Origin of the sequence: Halobacillus kuroshimensis DSM 18393 (genome assembly GCF_000425705.1) — a bacterium.
In the GTDB taxonomy this organism is placed as follows: Bacteria; Bacillota; Bacilli; order Bacillales; family Halobacillaceae; genus Halobacillus; species Halobacillus kuroshimensis.
The window spans coordinates 121,462-138,344 of the sequence record NZ_AUDY01000013.1; the positions used below are offsets into that span (position 1 = coordinate 121,462).

21 protein-coding genes are annotated in these 16,883 nt (G+C 48.3%); 11 read left to right on the top strand and 10 right to left on the bottom strand.

What is annotated here, in order from left to right:
• Nucleotides 1-214 precede the first annotated feature (214 nt).
• Genes H615_RS0116505 through H615_RS0116515 form a run of 3 tightly spaced genes read left to right on the top strand, consistent with a single transcriptional unit; the run spans nucleotide 215 to nucleotide 1,844 of the window.
• On the top strand, nucleotides 215-520 hold the full coding sequence (locus tag H615_RS0116505) for a hypothetical protein (RefSeq protein WP_027956175.1): 306 nt from the start codon (nucleotides 215-217) through the stop codon (nucleotides 518-520).
• Between the two features lie 16 nt (nucleotides 521-536).
• Nucleotides 537-905 (top strand): DUF1428 family protein, encoded by a 369-nt coding sequence (locus H615_RS0116510; protein WP_027956176.1) that lies wholly within the window; start codon nucleotides 537-539, stop codon nucleotides 903-905.
• An 18-nt stretch (nucleotides 906-923) separates the two neighbouring features.
• Nucleotides 924-1,844, top strand: coding sequence for a ketopantoate reductase family protein (locus H615_RS0116515; RefSeq protein ID WP_027956177.1), 921 nt, complete (start codon nucleotides 924-926; stop codon nucleotides 1,842-1,844).
• A gap of 43 nt (nucleotides 1,845-1,887) precedes the next feature.
• On the opposite strand, the gene H615_RS0116520 is transcribed toward H615_RS0116515, so the two are convergent.
• Nucleotides 1,888-2,463, bottom strand: a complete 576-nt coding sequence (locus H615_RS0116520) for a M15 family metallopeptidase (RefSeq protein WP_027956178.1) — start codon at nucleotides 2,461-2,463, stop codon at nucleotides 1,888-1,890.
• A 184-nt stretch (nucleotides 2,464-2,647) separates the two neighbouring features.
• Here H615_RS0116520 and H615_RS21550 point away from each other — a divergent pair, with 184 nt between their 5' ends.
• The 3 genes from H615_RS21550 to H615_RS0116535 all read left to right on the top strand — a co-directional run bounded on the left by H615_RS21550 (nucleotide 2,648) and on the right by H615_RS0116535 (nucleotide 4,653).
• Nucleotides 2,648-3,283, top strand: a complete 636-nt coding sequence (locus tag H615_RS21550; RefSeq protein WP_035532523.1) for a hypothetical protein — start codon at nucleotides 2,648-2,650, stop codon at nucleotides 3,281-3,283.
• Between the two features lie 254 nt (nucleotides 3,284-3,537).
• Nucleotides 3,538-3,753: a hypothetical protein gene (locus H615_RS0116530; RefSeq protein ID WP_027956179.1), complete on the top strand. Its 216-nt coding sequence runs from the start codon at nucleotides 3,538-3,540 to the stop codon at nucleotides 3,751-3,753.
• Nucleotides 3,754-4,257: 504 nt separating this feature from the next.
• Nucleotides 4,258-4,653, top strand: a complete 396-nt coding sequence (locus H615_RS0116535) for a hypothetical protein (RefSeq protein ID WP_027956180.1) — start codon at nucleotides 4,258-4,260, stop codon at nucleotides 4,651-4,653.
• Between the two features lie 641 nt (nucleotides 4,654-5,294).
• Here the strand turns inward: H615_RS0116535 and H615_RS0116550 are convergent.
• The 3 genes from H615_RS0116550 to H615_RS0116560 all read right to left on the bottom strand — a co-directional run bounded on the left by H615_RS0116550 (nucleotide 5,295) and on the right by H615_RS0116560 (nucleotide 6,334).
• Nucleotides 5,295-5,489, bottom strand: coding sequence for a YwbE family protein (locus H615_RS0116550; protein ID WP_027956182.1), 195 nt, complete (start codon nucleotides 5,487-5,489; stop codon nucleotides 5,295-5,297).
• 100 nt (nucleotides 5,490-5,589) lie between these two features.
• Nucleotides 5,590-5,802: a DUF2188 domain-containing protein gene (locus H615_RS0116555; RefSeq protein ID WP_027956183.1), complete on the bottom strand. Its 213-nt coding sequence runs from the start codon at nucleotides 5,800-5,802 to the stop codon at nucleotides 5,590-5,592.
• A gap of 73 nt (nucleotides 5,803-5,875) precedes the next feature.
• Nucleotides 5,876-6,334, bottom strand: coding sequence for a DUF2188 domain-containing protein (locus H615_RS0116560; protein ID WP_027956184.1), 459 nt, complete (start codon nucleotides 6,332-6,334; stop codon nucleotides 5,876-5,878).
• A 170-nt stretch (nucleotides 6,335-6,504) separates the two neighbouring features.
• On the opposite strand from H615_RS0116560, the gene pxpB reads away from it, so the two are divergent.
• The 5 genes from pxpB to H615_RS0116585 all read left to right on the top strand — a co-directional run bounded on the left by pxpB (nucleotide 6,505) and on the right by H615_RS0116585 (nucleotide 10,984).
• Nucleotides 6,505-7,224: a 5-oxoprolinase subunit PxpB gene (pxpB, locus tag H615_RS0116565; RefSeq protein ID WP_027956185.1), complete on the top strand. Its 720-nt coding sequence runs from the start codon at nucleotides 6,505-6,507 to the stop codon at nucleotides 7,222-7,224.
• A complete protein-coding gene (locus H615_RS0116570) occupies nucleotides 7,221-8,222 on the top strand; it encodes a 5-oxoprolinase subunit C family protein (RefSeq protein WP_027956186.1) in 1,002 nt (333 codons plus the stop codon). The genes pxpB and H615_RS0116570 overlap by 4 nt, the downstream gene beginning before the upstream one ends.
• A 12-nt stretch (nucleotides 8,223-8,234) precedes the next feature.
• Nucleotides 8,235-9,008: a LamB/YcsF family protein gene (locus H615_RS0116575; protein WP_027956187.1), complete on the top strand. Its 774-nt coding sequence runs from the start codon at nucleotides 8,235-8,237 to the stop codon at nucleotides 9,006-9,008.
• A 17-nt stretch (nucleotides 9,009-9,025) separates the two neighbouring features.
• Nucleotides 9,026-10,216: an NRAMP family divalent metal transporter gene (locus H615_RS0116580; RefSeq protein ID WP_027956188.1), complete on the top strand. Its 1,191-nt coding sequence runs from the start codon at nucleotides 9,026-9,028 to the stop codon at nucleotides 10,214-10,216.
• A gap of 105 nt (nucleotides 10,217-10,321) precedes the next feature.
• The gene (locus H615_RS0116585) at nucleotides 10,322-10,984 is read left to right on the top strand and encodes an O-methyltransferase (protein ID WP_027956189.1); all 663 of its coding nucleotides are present in this window, start codon (nucleotides 10,322-10,324) and stop codon (nucleotides 10,982-10,984) included.
• 90 nt (nucleotides 10,985-11,074) lie between these two features.
• Here the strand turns inward: H615_RS0116585 and H615_RS0116590 are convergent, their stop codons facing one another.
• The 6 genes from H615_RS0116590 to H615_RS0116615 all read right to left on the bottom strand — a co-directional run bounded on the left by H615_RS0116590 (nucleotide 11,075) and on the right by H615_RS0116615 (nucleotide 16,882).
• On the bottom strand, nucleotides 11,075-11,887 hold the full coding sequence (locus H615_RS0116590; protein ID WP_035532527.1) for a protein phosphatase 2C domain-containing protein: 813 nt from the start codon (nucleotides 11,885-11,887) through the stop codon (nucleotides 11,075-11,077).
• Entirely contained in the window at nucleotides 11,884-12,441 is a 558-nt protein-coding gene (locus tag H615_RS0116595; protein WP_027956191.1) for a GNAT family N-acetyltransferase, read from the bottom strand. The genes H615_RS0116590 and H615_RS0116595 overlap by 4 nt, the downstream gene beginning before the upstream one ends.
• 171 nt (nucleotides 12,442-12,612) lie before the next feature.
• Complete coding sequence (locus H615_RS0116600) at nucleotides 12,613-13,587, bottom strand: quinone oxidoreductase family protein (RefSeq protein WP_027956192.1); 975 nt, start codon at nucleotides 13,585-13,587, stop codon at nucleotides 12,613-12,615.
• Nucleotides 13,588-13,597: 10 nt separating this feature from the next.
• A complete protein-coding gene (locus H615_RS0116605) occupies nucleotides 13,598-14,383 on the bottom strand; it encodes an enoyl-CoA hydratase/isomerase family protein (RefSeq protein ID WP_027956193.1) in 786 nt (261 codons plus the stop codon).
• Nucleotides 14,384-14,397: 14 nt separating this feature from the next.
• Nucleotides 14,398-16,158 carry an acyl-CoA dehydrogenase family protein gene (locus H615_RS0116610; RefSeq protein ID WP_027956194.1) on the bottom strand — a complete coding sequence of 587 codons (1,761 nt, stop codon included), beginning with the start codon at nucleotides 16,156-16,158 and terminating at the stop codon, nucleotides 14,398-14,400.
• Entirely contained in the window at nucleotides 16,145-16,882 is a 738-nt protein-coding gene (locus tag H615_RS0116615; RefSeq protein ID WP_027956195.1) for a 2-phosphosulfolactate phosphatase, read from the bottom strand. Before H615_RS0116615 ends, H615_RS0116610 begins: the two co-directional genes overlap by 14 nt.
• Between the last annotated feature and the right edge of the window lies 1 nt (nucleotide 16,883).

The following is a 16,883-nucleotide window of genomic DNA, read 5'->3' on the forward strand; positions in this document are numbered from 1 at the left end:
CCCTATATCCCGAGAGCGGGAACCTGCCAAGCCTTCCGATCAAAACTCGGGAGGCTTGGTTTTTATCCGCGTAATTAAAGGACTCTTCCCCGTTCATGTCGAAATAAGGCCGTAAGGAATATCAGTTTCTTTTCACTTTCCATGAATTGAAAGGTTTTAAAATTTCCTATAAGGTTAAAAAAGTGGATAGAACATGTGAAAAGGAGACTAACGAATGAAACTATCAACAATATTAAAATGGGTGACCGGAGGATGTGAAGCGCTTCTTGCAATTCCATTCATCGGGGGGTTATTTGTCGTTGGAAGCGGATGGAACGCCCTCCTCTTTATGTTTGTGGCCCACTTGATTACTCTGATTTTTGCCGTACGGGATAATCGGACTTATGCGGGCAGTGTACTCGGAATGATCACAAGTGCCCTGGCGTGGATACCGGTTCTCGGCTGGATTCTGCACTCCGTTACCGCCATATTCCTATTAATAGACGCCGGACGCGCGACCAGTTTAGACAAAAAAGCATAAATAAAGGGGACATCCAATGTTTACTATTATTTGTTTTTTCAGAGTAGAACAGCGAAATATAGACAAATTTTTGAAAATCACTAAAAAGTCTGGAGAAATCCTTGAAAATCACGGAACCCTTGAGCACAACATTTATTTTGCCCGCGAGTTAACCGGAAGACAAGGTTCCATGGGACTGCTGAACCTTGTCGAAATGGAAGAGAATGAAGAACTATTCCTCGGACAATCGGTTTTTGAAAGTGAAGAGCACTACCATAACGTTATGAAAGAAGTCGGTTTTGATGATATGATCCACTATCTGGATGGGAACATCAAAGATATTGTAGAAATGAATCGTGTCATTACATCAAGCTTTACAACAGAACGCGTTGCGGAAACCAATTAATCACGGAGGTGCAGGTCGATGAGAATCGTTGTATTAGGTGCAGGTGCTCTCGGCGCCTATTTTGGGGCGCGCTGGGAGGAAGCTGGTCATGAAGTGATTAACCTCGTACGGGAAGGCCGTGCAGAACAGCTGGAGAAGAATGGTTTGAAATTACATAGCGAAATGGGCAGCTATGAGTCGGACACTCCCATCATCGCCAGAAGTCCAGAGGAAATTCACGAGCCTGATTTGGTGTTTCTTGCGGTTAAAGGATATCATCTGCACGGGACGATGGACTGGCTGAAAGCCCTTGTCCAAAAAGGAGCCAAAGTATTTCCAGTCCTCAATGGCATGGAACACATCAGCATTCTCCAGAAAGAGCTGGGGGAGGAAGCAGTCCTCGGTGGGCTCTCCTATATCATAGCCACTCTGGATGATGCCGGACATGTCGTCCATACAAGTGAATTCCATGATTTAGTATTCGGTCCTCTTCATCCATCCCAGCAGGCCATCTGTGAAGAGCTGGCTCTTGCCTGCAATCAGGCAAATATGACCGGAACATTGAGTCCGAACATCCTTGAGGATATGTGGAAAAAGTACATGTTTATTACAGCTTTTTCAGGGATTACAACAGCTGTCAATCAACCCATCGGTGTTGTCCGAAGTTTTCCACAAACCCTGCGTATTGCCGAGCGCATGCTTTCAGAGATGAAAGAACTGGCAAATGCCCATAAGATTAACCTGACAGATGAACACGTTCAAAACGGCTTCGAAAAACTGCGCAGCCTCGGAGAAGATATGACGTCTTCCATGCACCAGGACCGCAGGAAAGGCCTGCCTTTGGAAGTAGAGCACCTGCACGGAGGCGCACTGCGTCTCGGTAGTGAAGTCGGTTTATCCCTTCCCTACATCGAAACGGTCTTCGGAATGATCAAACCCTATGAAACGTTCCAGCAATAACAAATACCGCAGCGGACACCTGCCAGGTGACTGCTGCGGTATTTTATTTCGCATAATCTTCGACATCCGGACGCTTGCCGTACTGAAGTTCCCGGATGGACAACCCAAAATCCATCTGCAGGTGAGGGTAATCCTTGAAGTTTTCCCAGTCTCCTCCCCACGTGAATCCAAGATCCTTAGCTGTCTCTACAACTTCCATCCAATCCGATTGCCCATTGTCATTGCCGTCATAATTCATATCCCAGACGACACGCCCATCTTTCGTTTCAATGGCAAAGTCTATAGCAAGACCATAATTATGATAAGATTCCCCGCCTTCTGCATAGGTTACAATTCTGCCATCCTCAGATCTCCCCTGCTCGTAGAGAGTATCCTGCTCCCCGACTGACCTATGACCATCTGTAATGACGACAGCAATCCCTTTCTCTTCGGCACGGTTGACAAGTTTCACTTTATTCTCCTGAACAACAGGATGAAGGGTATCAGGAATTGGTACATCCTCTTTCTGCAAAAAGGAAGGCCCTGCTTCATTTTCAATATATGGAATCACATAAAAGAACAAAAAACCGATTCCGATAATTCCAAGAAGGAACTTCAGAAAGTTTACTAGAATCCGCACACATGTCTCTCCTCTTCCTCTTTAACTTGAGAATACCACAAACCCTTTCCCACGGAAACGAATCACACTCTGCCAATGTTTTGCATAAACAAAGCAGACGAGAACAGGAAAAACTCTTTTCGAAAGGATGAGGAGCAATGATATAATAATAGGAGATTCGACACAGGCCGGGAGAAGGATGTACATGAAACGACTACTAAGAAAACCAAAGCGCACACTCTATGAATTGTTGATGGTCGGCCTTGCCGCGCTGTCCATTGCCACCATATGGCAGCAGACAGGCTACAACAGTGTTATAGTCTGGTCCACGTGGTCGATTTTTTTCCTCGACTTTCTTTATCGATTAATAACCAGTGAAAAGAAGTGGGAGTTCATCAAGAAAAACCCCTTCATCGTTATAGCTACTGTTCCGCTGGATGCAGTCTTCCAAGTGGCACGGGTCGCCCGGATTCTCCACCTGCTCCGCCTGAAATCAATGACGAAGTACTATACCATGCCTTTTATCCGCTTCCTAAAGCGTCAGCACCTTTCAGGAGTACTTGGAATCACCTTCCTTCTCATCTTCCTGCTGATTATCCCTCTAAACTTGTACGAAAAGGAGCTGGAAACCTACGCGGATGCGATGCAGAGCGCTATCCTCTCGCTCACTTTTTTCGGAAGGTCTGGATTCGAACCGGAGACAGCTGCCGGTCATACCATCATCGTCATCTTCACTATCCTCGGTGTCATCATTCACGGATTAATCATCAGCACCGCTGTCGATTACATCATGCAGATCCCATTCATCCAAAACATCAAACAGAAGTTCACCAGCAAATAAACTGCGGGCGGTCAGCCGCTCGTTCCTGTCTGTTAAGCATTTGCCGGCTATGGTGCTTTCCGCATGAAGAGTTTGCGGTGCGCGGGAACATCTTAAAAGGGAAGGTCTTCTATTTCACAGGAGAGCTTCCCTTTGTGTCGTTCTAAGCAAAAAACTTACATGCTGAAGAGTCCAGTGTGCGATGGGCGTTTAAGGGATGGCAGAAAAAGGAATAGAAAAGCAGACTACTATCATCGATGGAGGTGGACAGCTGTATGGCTGAAAAGAACAAAAAACAGAACAACCGTCTGGCAGAGGATGATCAGAGCTTCAAGGAAAAGCTGGAGAAAGAAAAATTGATAGATAATGTCCCTGACGAAGAAATGCGTCAAAAACTCGCTCACGACGAAAAGAAACATAAAAAATCCAAGAACGACTCACTTACGGAAGAAGAATTCGATGAGGACATGAAGCCTGACCAGAAGGACTAGGTTTATTTTTCAATAAGCTGGGGAATGCTTATTTATGTACCGACGCCGCTGTTCAATCTGTAAATCAAACACACATCATGGTAGACGATACTCAAAACGATATTTGACATACATCAACTTCTAATCTATACTAGGTATTGATGCTCGTTAAAAGAGCAATTCGGAAAAAGAAAGAGTGATTTGTATGAGACTGGCATTCTGCTACGTTTTGATACGACTTAATCACACTGGATCAGCTTCGGAGCTGTAAGGATGCAATAGAGGTAGGGATTGCGTCGTTTAAGTTGCTTAAAAACTACCATGTAGAATTAAACAACCGCGGCAATACCGTGGATGAATCGATCCACGAAGACTTGTTTATCTAACACAAGGTGAAAAACTTCAGATATTTTCCGAAAGTACAAAAGCGCACCGGGCTATTCCCCGGTGCGCTTTTTCCATAGGAGTACGTTTAACCTTTTTTCTCTCATGGTAATATAGCCATAGAGGGAAGGAGTTTTGATGATGAACGACTACTTAAGCCGTATAGAGCCTGAAGAAGTGCGCTTTTTTATGGATGTTTCAGAATTTAAATCGATCGTATTGGAAATGCTTGGTGAAGCACGGCACATTGTGCAGGTGGAAGTGAGCTATGAGATTGTGGAAAATCCCGGCACATCTCCCTTGATTCGTCCCATGATCCAATTGACGGAAATCAGCCGCTTTACAGAAGAAGACCGCCACAAGGTTCTGCAGTCCGGCTTCTCTATTGATCGTGAGCCTTTTGATAACGGGGATTATGCGATGGAACAGATTTTTGGAACAGAATACACGATTGCTCATGCTGAAGAGGATGATGACGGCGCTTTTTTCACCATAGAAATGCCTTATCGATATTATTCTGCATTGGCAAATCCATAAAAAAGGTGCCGTCTATAAACGGCACCTTTCTGCTTGTATAGAAACCCCAGTTTCTTTACAAGCTTCTTTCTTTCTTACCGCCAGGAGCGAAAGCCCCTTCCCTTTCCGCGGACGAGCGCCCGAGCTTCCTCGCAAAAACCACACTCGGCGATCTCGGACCACTCGCTCTTCCGCAGGAGTGGAAGGGGCACCGCTCCTTGGGAGTTCTTTAACATCGAAAAAGACTCTCCTTCACCCAGCTCACCCTTGCTGGATGGAGGACAATCTTTTCCATATTCCGGCCGACAGCCTTCATCAGCGCCTGTTCTTTCCCTTTTTCTTTTCCACGCAAGCGGCCATAGCGCAGCCCATGCCGTTCTTTTTAATCTGCGGAGGGCACACACTCTCTCCTCTATATTCTAACGTCGGCACGAGGAGCGTTCGGTGGTGATGCCTGCGGGAACAGCACGGACCGAAGATCCACTTGGGCAGATGATCTTCCTGACCAAGTCAGCTGAGGGCGTGCCCGCGGCATTCATCCACCAATAAGCGGAATGTGACGCTTTACACGACAAAGGGACAACTCTAACTGGTTAACGCAGGCTTTTTCTACAGCCAAAAGGTGCCGTCTTTTAGACGGCACCTTTCTGTTTGTCAGCTTTTTATTCGTGTATATGCTTGACTCTTCCAACCTGCCCATCCTGCAGACGCACTTTAATGCCGTGCGGATGAGACGGAGATTTAGTAAGAATGTCCTTCACTTTCCCTCTTGTCAGCTTCCCTGTCCGCTGATCCTGCTTCAAAACGATATCCACCTCTGCTCCAGTCTGAATATCACTGCGTTTTTGTCCACTCATCGGAATCCTTCCTTCCATCTGACCATTATCCATTTATCTTACCACAGGCCTTGGAAAGAAAACATAGCAAAAGCACCCGGATCCGGGTGCTTTTCACTGATCAGCTGGAATAATTGTATTGATTCTGAATGGTCCCTTTTTCCGTATGAATGATGGCTGACGTCCCTTTGTTCTGTGCAATCTCCTTCGCACGATCAATCGCATCCTGCTTGTTCTCATAGATTTTCGTCGGTTGTTCGGCTCCTTCTGCCTTGACAGCCCAGCCGTCCTCATGAGGAACAACGTGTTCTGCCTGGTTCTTAGATTCAGCCACTATGAATTCCTCCTTTATATAATGTATAAAAACAATATCCTGTTTCCACCCATTTTAAACATAAAATTCCATCTCAAAAAGATTGTTTATTCTGAATGGACCCGTCTTTCTTATGAATAATCACCTGAGTCCCTTTATTTTCAGCGATTTCTTTTGCACGACTGACTGCTTCTTGTTTGGTTTCGTAAACATTGGACGGCTTTTCTGCATCCTCCGCTTTGACAGCCCATCCCTGCTCGTGAGAAAGGACATGTTCGCCTTTGTCCATCAATTCCGGACGCGATTCTGACTCCCCATCCTGATCTTCTCCCCTGCTCCTCAGTGCCTTGTCACTCATCTGCTTCACTTTTTTCCGTTCTTCCTCGCCCGCATGGCTGCTCCATTCCTTCGCCTGTTCAATGGCAATCGGAATGGCTCTTCCTTCCTCATACCCTTCATCCAGCATAGCATTGGCGATGTCTATGGCCTTTTTCCGGACAGCTGCATTCAGATTCTTCAATGAACTTGGGTAATCGTCGTTATCCCATGGCATCCTTGACCCCTCCATTTCCTTGTTTATTCCTTTATTCCCTTCAAGCCCTATCCTTTAACCCTTTGCTGTAATGGATTCTTAAATTGAAAGCGGCCTTAAAATAGGCTACGATAAGAGGTAAGGATTTTTCAGCCTTACGACAAAACTCAAGGAATAAAGGAGGTTATTGTATGGATTGGTCCCTGCATCCCTTAGGTGATCAGGCGGTGTTGATTGAATTCGGAAACGAAATCAGTGAAGAAATCAATCAGACTGTGCAGGCGGCAGCGAGCAGCCTCGACGAATGGCAGCCGGAATGGATGATCGAGTACATCCCCGCTTTTACGACGGTGACGCTTTTTTATGATCCTCTTTACATAGCCAATCATAAAACCTCACGGAACCAGCTCCCCTACGATTGGGTTCACCATCAGGTATCTCAATTTTTGTCCACTTTAACAATCAAGGAATCCGGGTCTGCCCGGACGGTGGAAATCCCTGTCTGTTACGGTGGCGAGCTCGGCCCGGATCTGTCTTATGTGGCTGAGAAGAATGGGTTGACAGAAGAAGAAGTCATTGAAAAACATATGAACGGAGACTACTTGGTTTATATGATCGGTTTTGCACCCGGTTTCCCCTATATCGGCGGTATGGACCCAGCCATTGCAACACCCAGGAGAAAAGATCCTCGTTTGAAGATCCCATCCGGTACGGTCGGAATAGCCGGCGCCCAGACAGGCGTCTATCCTTTGGAAACACCAGGAGGATGGCAGTTGATCGGTCGAACACCATCAAAGATGTTTGATCCATCAAACGAAGAATCTCCCACTCTTCTACAGGCGGGAGACCGGATCCAATTTAAAAGGATTACCCAAGAAGAGTATGAAAACCTGAAGGAGGGCGGAGAATGATACATGTATTGAAACCCGGACTCCTTACGACCATTCAGGACTTTGGCAGGTACGGACATCAAAAGCACGGCGTCATTGCCAGCGGAGTGATGGATCAGGAAGCTTACCGGATTGCCAATCTTCTGGTTGGCAATGAACAGCACGCCCCTGTTCTTGAAGTTACGTTAATGGGCCCTGTACTGGAATTCCAGCAGGACGTCTGCCTATCCATCTGCGGCGGCGATTTGACTCCGATGGTTAACGGAGAACGTGTAGGGACATGGAAACCTCTTTACATAAAACAAGGCAGTGAACTTCGTTTCGGAAAACCGAAAACCGGCTTCCGTGCCTATTTGGCTGTGGCAGGCGGATTTGATATCCCTCTTACAATGAACAGCGCATCGACTTATATCCGCGCGGGTATCGGCGGACATCAAGGACGACCGCTCGAGAAAGGGGATGTTCTTGAACCTTCTGATTTTTCTCACCTCTCCAATCGTGTGATGGAGCAGCTGAAAGCAGACACCGGCGACTCCAGCTTCCATGAGGCTTCCTGGTACGTCGGACATGACTTCAACCACAATGGATATACAAAGGATCCAATCCGGATTATGCCGGGGCGGGAATATGATTGGTTTGATGAAGAAAGCCGGGGCCGCTTGACGAGTGAGACATTCAACATTAATTCCAAGTCGGACCGGATGGGCTATCGGTTGACCGGGTGTCGGTTATCGGCTGTGGAAGAACGTGATCTTCTCTCAGAGGCTGTAACCTTCGGGACCATCCAGGTGCCTGCCGAGGGAAATCCGATTATTCTTCTCGCAGACCGTCAGACGACCGGCGGCTATCCAAAAATCGCACAAGTCGCTTCTGTCGATCTTCCAAGGCTTGCACAGATGCGTCCTGGAGAATCCTTTTCGTTTACGATGATCACTCATGAGGAAGCTCAGCGGTTGTATCTGCAGCAGGAGAAGGATATTAAGCTGTTAGCGCGGGGCATTGAAATGAAATTAAAATAAGGGGGAATACGCATGTACGTTGTTGATTTGAACTGTGATATGGGAGAAAGCTTCGGGTCCTACACAATCGGACGGGACGAAGAAATGATGAACTATGTGACTTCCGTAAATATCGCCTGCGGCTATCACGCTGGTGATCCATCCATTATGAAGAAAACTGTACGCATGGCCATCCAGTATGGTGTAGGAATCGGTGCACACCCGGGCCTTCCGGATTTGGCTGGTTTCGGCCGCCGACCGATGGAGATTTCACCAGAAGAAGCGTATGATATGGTCGTTTACCAGGTCGGTGCGCTTCAAGGGTTTGTCCAGGCGGAAGGCGGTCAGCTCCAGCACGTCAAACCACATGGCGCCCTTTTCAACATGGCCGCTAAAAACCGCCCGTTGGCTGACGCTGTTGCCAAAGCAGTTTATGACGTGGATGCCTCACTCATCCTGTTTGGGCTGGCTGGCAGTGAATTAATCCACGCAGGTAAGGCTGTCGGATTAAAAACAGCAAGTGAAGTCTTTTCTGACCGTACCTATCAGCAGGATGGCTCTCTCACTTCACGCCGGGAACCGAATGCTCTGATTACCGATCATGAAGAAGCGGTTAATCAGGTGATTCGTATGGTCAAAGAAAGAAAAGTATCAACGCTTCAAGATGTCGATATCGATATCGATGCAGAAACGATTTGTATCCACGGAGACGGCGCAAGCGCTGTTGACTTCGCAAAATACATACGGGAGGCTTTCAAGGAATCAGGCATCCAGCTTGAAGCTATTGGATCGGTCTTATCACGGTAAGTAGAAAGGAGAACAACATGAAACAACAATCGACCAGAAGTCTCCTCTTAGGGGCCGCTTTCCTTATGGCGACCTCCGCCATCGGTCCGGGATTTCTAACACAAACCACACACTTTACCGAACAGCTTGCTGCGAGTTTCGGTTTTGTCATCCTCATATCCATCATCATTGATATTGGTGCGCAGTTGAACATCTGGCGGATCATCGCCGTTTCGGAAAAACCGGCGCAGGATATAGCGAACAGCCTCCTGCCGGGTCTCGGCGTTTTCTTATCCATCCTCATTGTAGCCGGAGGTCTCGCTTTTAATATCGGGAACATTGCCGGTGCCGGACTGGGGACCAATGTCCTTTTCGGCATCTCCCCTGAGATGGGTGCTCTGTTCAGCGGTATTGTAGCCGTCGCCGTCTTCCTCGTTCGGGAGGCTGGTAAAGTGATGGACCGGTTCGCTCAGATTGCCGGTTTTATCATGATCGCTCTTACAATCTTTGTTATGTTTTCAGCCAACCCGCCTATCGGGGAGGCGGCTGCCAAAACATTCGCCCCGGATACGATTGATTTCCTGGCGATTGTCACGCTAGTCGGTGGAACCGTCGGTGGATATATCACCTTCGCAGGGGGCCACCGTCTTCTGGACGCTGGTGTAAAGGGACAGGAATCCCTGGGGCAGGTAACGAAAAGCTCCGTATCGGCGATCGGAATCGCTTCCGTTATGAGGATTTTCCTTTTCCTCGCCTCTCTTGGGGTGGTCGCTTCCGGTGTGACCCTCGACCCATCCAACCCGCCGGCCTCTGTATTCCAGGCTGCAGCAGGAAATATCGGATATAAGATTTTCGGCATTATCATGTGGGCGGCCGCTGTTACTTCTGTTGTCGGTGCAGCCTACACATCTGTCTCTTTCATCCGTACATTCAGTAAAACCATCGAGAAGTACCACAAGTGGTTTATCGTCGGGTTTATTGTCATTTCCACCACGGTCTTTGTTTCCATCGGGAAACCTGTCAAAGTTCTGATTCTTGTCGGGTCTTTAAACGGATTAATCCTTCCGATTGCTCTCGGGGTCATGCTTGTGGCCGCTTATAAAACGAAGATCGTCGGAGATTACAAACATCCGCTATGGCTTACAATCTTCGGAGCCCTCATTGTCATTGCAATGGCTTATATGGGCGGTGTATCCTTGATTCAAGGTATTCCACAGCTTTTTGAATAAATAGAAAAACGGGCGGTCCGCTGGGTTCCGCCCGTTCTTTGTATCACTCATCTTTCCAGCTGCTGGGTGGTAAACGGCATCAAAAAAAGAAAAGGAGAGGATTTTATGAGCGAACGTGAAACGTGGGCAAAAGTAGATGAATACGTCATCGACCGGCTGATTCCGGAGGATGAGACAATGGCTTCGATCACAGCGCTGAATGAAAAAGAAGGCCTGCCTTCCATCGGTGTCTCCGCTGCGCAGGGGAAAATGCTCTACCTTTATGTCAAGATGAAAGCAGCCCGGAGAGTTTTGGAAATCGGAACGCTTGGCGGATACAGCTCAATCTGGATGGCTAATGCACTGCCGGAAAATGGAGCGCTGACCACTCTTGAGTTTAATCCAAAGCATGCTGAAACAGCCGCCATCAACATGGAAAACGCTGGTGTGAAGGATAAAATATCCATTCACGTCGGGCCTGCTCTCGAAACGCTTCCTATGCTCGAGAATGACGATCCCTTCGACTTTATTTTCATCGATGCCGATAAGGAGAACAATCCCCACTATATCGAACACGTATTGAAACTGTCCAAACCAGGAACAACCATTCTGGTCGACAACGTCATTCGGAACGGTAAAATCATCGAGGAAGACAGCGGATCCGAAAGTATCCATGGAATCCGGCAGATGTTCGACCTTCTCCATAATCACCCTCGTCTGGAGAGCACCGTCTTCCAGACAGTTGGGAACAAAGGTTATGACGGTTTTCTACTTGCGGTTGTCGAATAATAACGGAATTTATCCTAACTATAAAACCTGCGGGATGATCGATTGACAGCGGTCGTCCTGCAGGTTTTTTTCGTTTCATCAACAAGCAGGTTATGAAAAACGCAGGTGAATAACGGTCCGGTCATCAATCGGAAGCCGGTGTTTCTCTAAATAGGAAGTAAGATCGCTGATATAGGAGCGTATCCCCTCCTGCTTCATTCGTCTGCATGTCTCTTCCAAAGAAAGTTCAGGGTGGAATAAACCGTCACTTACAAGCCATAGATCTTCAAGCTCTTCAACTGGGTAGGAGCCTGAATCAAGATGGGTCATCACCTCCGGCATACCGTTGGCTACCGTATAACCTCCTGGTATGTTGGCCAGGCTCCGGTTATACTGAAGCTTATGTAGAAGCAGGTCGTAATACGGCTCTTCCTTGATCTGCAGCCCCTTTTCTCTGTCTTTCTCTCTTTTCATTTTTGCGCGGGCGCTGATTCCTGCGACTGTATCTGTCGTGAGCACATGAACAGCACCCTTTTTATCACCGGCCATAATCATACAATCTCCCAGATGAGCATAGTGGAAATGCCTGTGTTCCAATTTAATCGCAGCCACACACGTCGACCACCGCTCCTCTCCTTTGGACGTATCCACTCCGGCTGAAACCATCTCTTCAAACAAATCGATGTTGGCCTCCTCCACTGTTCTGATCAAGGAATCTACTCCGTCCATGTTCTGCATGTGTTCTCTGAAACGATGGGCAGCAAGATAGGCGCCGTTATGACCATCCTGATCTTCAAACGAAACAAGCGGCGTAGCTCCATCAAACACGCCGTAAACACCGGCACCTTCATGAAGAACATACGCATCTTCGCTTTCTTTTTTGGCGGGACTTTTCAACTGGACAACTTCTACCTGGTACTTCATATATCCACCGTCCGTTTGATCCAGTCTTTTTTAAGCATGCCGTAAACCACATGATCTGTATACTCATCATAGAGGAGGGCGGCGCTGCGGATGAGCCCTTCCTCTACAAAACCGAGACGCTCAGGGACAGCCCTGCTTTTTTCATTCTGCTCCGCCGCACGGATTTCGATCCGGTTCATCCCAAGCGTATGAAAGGCATAATCAAATAATTCCCGGCAGGCGCGTGTCAACAGACCTTTCCCTTTAAATTCCTCTCCCATCCAGTAACCGATGCTGGTCTTTTTGTTGTTGTAATCGAGTTCGTGAAAATCAACAATCCCGGCGATCCGCCCTTCCCAAAGGATACAGACCGTCCAGCCATTATTTTCAGCATATCTCTTTAGACTGCTTTGGATAAAACCCCGGGTGTCCTCCACCGTCTTCGTGAAATCAATCCACGGAAGCCACGTTCGAAGGTGATCCCTGGATTGGTCCGATAATTGAAAGAGTTCTTCTGCGTCTTCGTGGCCAATTAATTTCAATGACAACTGATCATCAACTGTATAGGTAAACAAGATAAAAGCCTCCTTTATTTCTGCGTGTCCTGTGTATTCGACAAGTTTCCAATTGATTCCTCCCTGTCCTTGGATCCCCTTCAAGAAAGGGACAGATTCTCAGACGCACCGTTGAAGATCCATAAACATAGAAAAGCTGCCGGGAAATTCCCCGACAGCCCTAAAGCAGCATTATGGCTTAAGCACCAGCTTTCCTTTCGTTTTTCTCCCCTGCATCAGTTCATGAACTTTGGCCGCTTCTTCCAATGAATAAACGCCGCCTACCGTCAAGTTTACATCGCCGGTATTCACTAGTTCCAATAAGTGGTGAAGGCTTCGTTTAAACATTTCCGGCTTTTTCATAATCTGCGGGAGGAAAAAACCGATGACGGATAAGTTTCGGTTCATCAACCCGGAAGGATACATTTTTGCCGGATCTCCACTGGCTACCCCATACACGACAACACGACCGAAGGACCGCATACACTTCACCGTTTCGTGAAAAATGTCTCCTCCTGCCATTTCCAGAGCAACATCGACCCCGCGGCCGCCCGTCATTTCAAGAACATCGTCCCGCCAGTTTTCCTTCGTATAGTCCACCGCTTCATCGGCTCCAAGTTCAAGAGCCAGCTGCCGCTTCTCTTCTGTACTTGCCGTTGCAATGACTTTCCCTGCACCAAACTGTTTCGCCAGCTGCACCGCAAGCGATCCTACTCCTCCTGCTGCTGCATGAACAAGGACCGTTTCTCCGTGCTCCATCCGGCCCATCGTCGTTAGAATGTGATAAGCGGTCAGTCCCTGTAGAGGAATGGCCACTGCTGTTTCATCGTCCACCTCATCAGGAATCGGAATGAGCGAGGCGGCCTTCGCTTTCGCATACTCCGCATACCCACCGGATTCAATCAAAGTCACGACACGGTCCCCTTCGTTCACATCCTGGACGTCGGATCCGACAGCCTCCACAACACCAGCCACTTCAGCACCAGGTATAAAGGGTAGTGGTGTCGGAACCACATAGGCCCCTTCTCTCCGGGCGGTATCGGCATAGTTGACACCGACAGCCGATACTTTGACAAGCACTTCATCCTTAGCCAGAGACGGCTTTTCAACATCCACTTTTTCAAGGACGGATGGACTTCCATATTCTTTAAATTGAATAGCTTTCATCATTTGCCCCTCACTTCCCTGTAAACTGCGGTTTCCGCTTTTCCTTAAATGCAGCTACACCTTCTTTATGATCCATTGTTTCAGCCATCATTGTTTGAGAGATCCGCTCCTGCTCCAGGATAGCGGCAAGGTCGGATTGATCGGATTGATCAACAATTTTCTTCATCATACCGATGGCCCTCCCCGGCCCTTTGGCCAGACGAAGCGCATAATTCATCGCTTCCTCTTCCAGCTCGCCAGCTGGAATCACTCTGTTGACGAGGCCCCACTCTGATGCTGTCTCAACCGGAATCGGTTCGGCAGTAAACAGCAGCTCTTTCGTCCGGTACGGCCCGATGAGACGGGAAAGGAAATAGTGACCGCCGCCATCGGAAATCAAGCCGACCTGCGCAAAGCTCAAAACAAACCGGCTTTCTTCAGCTGCTAGAATCTGATCACAGGCAAGAGCAAGATTGAATCCTGCTCCGGCCGCATACCCATGAACGACCGCTACGACCGGCTTCGGTACATCTTTGATCTTCAGAATCAGTTTATTCAACTCACCGACATGATCATACAAATGCTGGGCCGAGGCTTCGCCCATGCTTTTCACATCGCCGCCTGCAGAAAAAGACCGACCTGCTCCGGACAGCGTAATCACTTTCACTTCCTCATTCCTGGAGGCCTCTTCCAAAGCTTCCATCAAACCACCGATCATTTGATCAGAAAATGCGTTCAGACTGTCCGGGCGGTTCAGTACACAGGACATGACGGGTCCATTGATATCCACAGCTACATGATCATTACCTAATTTCATCTTCATCTCTCCTTTTAAACTTTATAGTGACCGGATTCTACCATCTGTTCAGCAAGGCGGCGGTTCCGATCCAGGCTTCCTTCAAAGGAATACGCACTCAACAGGGCTGCAGCACTTCTCAATGCCTTCGTCCGTTCTTCTCCTCTAAGGAGAGAAGAAAACAAGCGGCCTACAGACCGGCGGACGTTTTCAACGGAGCGCTCGATGACGGTCTCTGCCAGCTGCAGGTGAAGACTTGAGCTCCCACTGCCTTTTTTGGCACGAAGAACGCTGGACTCGGAGCGGTAGATTTCAATGGCTATGTCTGCCAGCTCCATCAATGTTTCCTGCTCATCTTTAATGGCGGATCCATAAATTTTATAAGCAGCTCCAGCGGAAACAAGATATAAATCTTTACACAACGCGACCGCCTCTTCGAGCTTCGGCACAGGGCCCTGCTCCCGTTTGTAACCACCTGTTTTCAAGGAATCATCGGCCTGTTTCACTAAGGCATGTGTATCTATTTCCGCTTTTCCGGCTGTTTGGAAAAAGGCCCCCGGGATAAGCAGACGATTAATCTCGTTAGTTCCTTCAAAAATGCGGTTGATCCGCGCATCACGATAAGCTTGTTCAACCGGATATTCCTTGATGAAACCCGCCCCTCCGTGAAGCTGCACCGCTTCATCTACGACACGATCCAATGTTTCAGATCCGACAACCTTGCAGATGGCTGCTTCCATACGATGCTCGTTCATCGCTTTGGCCACAGCCTGTTTGTCTTCTGTATCATAGTGACCCGCGAGTGCTGATTCAATATGCCCTGCTGTCCGGTACATGACCGATTCAGCCGCATATAAGTCCGCGGCCATCCAGGCCAGTTTCTGCTTACTTGCCCTGAAATCCGTGATCGCTTTTCCAAACTGCCGCCGCTCGGAAGCATGAGCAAGAGCGAGCTGAAAGCTGTACTTCGCGGCACCAAGCGTCGCAAACCCTAAGTTAAACCGACCGAGATTCAACACATTCAAAGCAATCAAATGCCCCCGGCCGACGTCCCCCAGAAGATTCTCCGCCGGGACCTGACAGTCTTCCATAACGACCGAGCAGGTGGAGGATCCTTTGATTCCCATTTTGTCTTCCTCCGGCCCGATCGACAGCCCCGGCAAATCCTTTTCTACGATAAAAGCTGTAAAATGCTCTCCATCCACTTTCGCATATACGATGAACGTATCGGAAAACGCGGCATTTGTTATATAGATTTTCGTTCCATTAAGCACATAGTGCGATCCGCTCTCGTTCATGACAGCTGTCGTTTTTGCGGATAAAGCGTCCGACCCTGCTTCCGGTTCTGTCAGGCAGTAGGCACCTATAAAAGCTCCGGAGGCAAGTTTCGGCAGGTATTTCTTCTTCTGTTCCTCCGAACCGAAGTAAGTAATCGGCAGAGTGGCGATACACGTATGATTGGAATGGGCCACACTGTAGCCGCCGGCGCTCCCCAGCGCCTCCCCCACGATGCCTTTGCTGATTTTATCAAGCCCGAGACCACCGTACTTTTCCGGAATGCTGTGAGCCAGGAGCCCCAGGTCCCCTGCTTTTTTCATCTTCCGGGCAACGAAGTCATAATCGCCTCGTTCGATGCGCCCCCTGTGTGGACGCACCTCCCCTTCAATATACTGCCGGGCGGTCCGTCGAATCATCCGGTGCTCTTCCGTCTGATCCTCCGGGGTGAAAACCGCCTCTGGATCCACATCAGAAGTGAGGAATCGACCACCTTTCCATTCATGTTTAACTGGATGCATAATGCCCCTCCTTGACTTGTCCTGTTATTTTGTCGTAAGCAAGAACCGCTTCAACCACTCCTTCCTGTGCAGCGAAGTCGATCTCCGCAGGATCAAGACCATGTTTCATTAACCAGTTTCCAATCCGGCAGGAACGAAGCAATTCCCGGGCCTCACCACCGCCTTTATAAAAATGCAGGGATGTTAACGCCCCATCTGAAAGCTCCCAATTTCCATCCTGCTGCATATGATGGACAAGACTTCCTGCTCCATAAAAATCCTCCATTGTAAACAGACCGCTTGAACCAGAACAGATGATCACAATGGTTTCCCCGCTGTGAGATTCGTTCAGATGCCTGGCCGTTGACGGGTTGTTGAGCAGCGATGAGGCATAAAGATCTGCCGCTTTTTGAGCCTTGTGAAGTGCGACCGTACCATTCGTAGTCGTCAAAATAAGATGTTTACCTGCAACAAATTTTTTCAGTTGATTTCGTAAAGGCGGATAAAACCCCTCAATCGTACGACCTTGATCCTCCCCGGCAAGAAGGAAGGGCTGGTCAAATGCCTCTGCCGTTTTCCGAGCTAGCTCAGGACTGTAAACAGGGAGCACAGACAGCGCCCCATCAGCTATCGCGGCCGTCATTGTCGAGGTTGCAAAAAGCACGTCAAAAACCACAGCTGTTTTCCCGGTCAGCTTTTCAGGTTGTATGTCTTCCTTTTTGAAAATGACTTCGATTTTCCCCATA

Bases quoted from the DNA above. Each gene is read 5' to 3' on its own strand.
- H615_RS0116560 (WP_027956184.1), bottom strand. From the start codon at position 6,334: ATGCCATGGGATAACGACGATTACCCAAGTTCATTGAAGAATCTGAAT.
- pxpB (WP_027956185.1), top strand. From the start codon at position 6,505: ATGGATTGGTCCCTGCATCCCTTAGGTGATCAGGCGGTGTTGATTGAA.
- H615_RS0116610 (WP_027956194.1), bottom strand. From the start codon at position 16,158: ATGCATCCAGTTAAACATGAATGGAAAGGTGGTCGATTCCTCACTTCT.
- H615_RS0116580 (WP_027956188.1), top strand. From the start codon at position 9,026: ATGAAACAACAATCGACCAGAAGTCTCCTCTTAGGGGCCGCTTTCCTT.
- H615_RS21550 (WP_035532523.1), top strand. From the start codon at position 2,648: ATGAAACGACTACTAAGAAAACCAAAGCGCACACTCTATGAATTGTTG.
- H615_RS0116515 (WP_027956177.1), top strand. From the start codon at position 924: ATGAGAATCGTTGTATTAGGTGCAGGTGCTCTCGGCGCCTATTTTGGG.
- H615_RS0116590 (WP_035532527.1), bottom strand. From the start codon at position 11,887: ATGAAGTACCAGGTAGAAGTTGTCCAGTTGAAAAGTCCCGCCAAAAAA.
- H615_RS0116615 (WP_027956195.1), bottom strand. From the start codon at position 16,882: ATGGGGAAAATCGAAGTCATTTTCAAAAAGGAAGACATACAACCTGAA.
- H615_RS0116585 (WP_027956189.1), top strand. From the start codon at position 10,322: ATGAGCGAACGTGAAACGTGGGCAAAAGTAGATGAATACGTCATCGAC.
- H615_RS0116530 (WP_027956179.1), top strand. From the start codon at position 3,538: ATGGCTGAAAAGAACAAAAAACAGAACAACCGTCTGGCAGAGGATGAT.
- H615_RS0116605 (WP_027956193.1), bottom strand. From the start codon at position 14,383: ATGAAATTAGGTAATGATCATGTAGCTGTGGATATCAATGGACCCGTC.
- H615_RS0116510 (WP_027956176.1), top strand. From the start codon at position 537: ATGTTTACTATTATTTGTTTTTTCAGAGTAGAACAGCGAAATATAGAC.
- H615_RS0116550 (WP_027956182.1), bottom strand. From the start codon at position 5,489: ATGAGTGGACAAAAACGCAGTGATATTCAGACTGGAGCAGAGGTGGAT.
- H615_RS0116575 (WP_027956187.1), top strand. From the start codon at position 8,235: ATGTACGTTGTTGATTTGAACTGTGATATGGGAGAAAGCTTCGGGTCC.
- H615_RS0116600 (WP_027956192.1), bottom strand. From the start codon at position 13,587: ATGAAAGCTATTCAATTTAAAGAATATGGAAGTCCATCCGTCCTTGAA.
- H615_RS0116535 (WP_027956180.1), top strand. From the start codon at position 4,258: ATGAACGACTACTTAAGCCGTATAGAGCCTGAAGAAGTGCGCTTTTTT.
- H615_RS0116505 (WP_027956175.1), top strand. From the start codon at position 215: ATGAAACTATCAACAATATTAAAATGGGTGACCGGAGGATGTGAAGCG.
- H615_RS0116570 (WP_027956186.1), top strand. From the start codon at position 7,221: ATGATACATGTATTGAAACCCGGACTCCTTACGACCATTCAGGACTTT.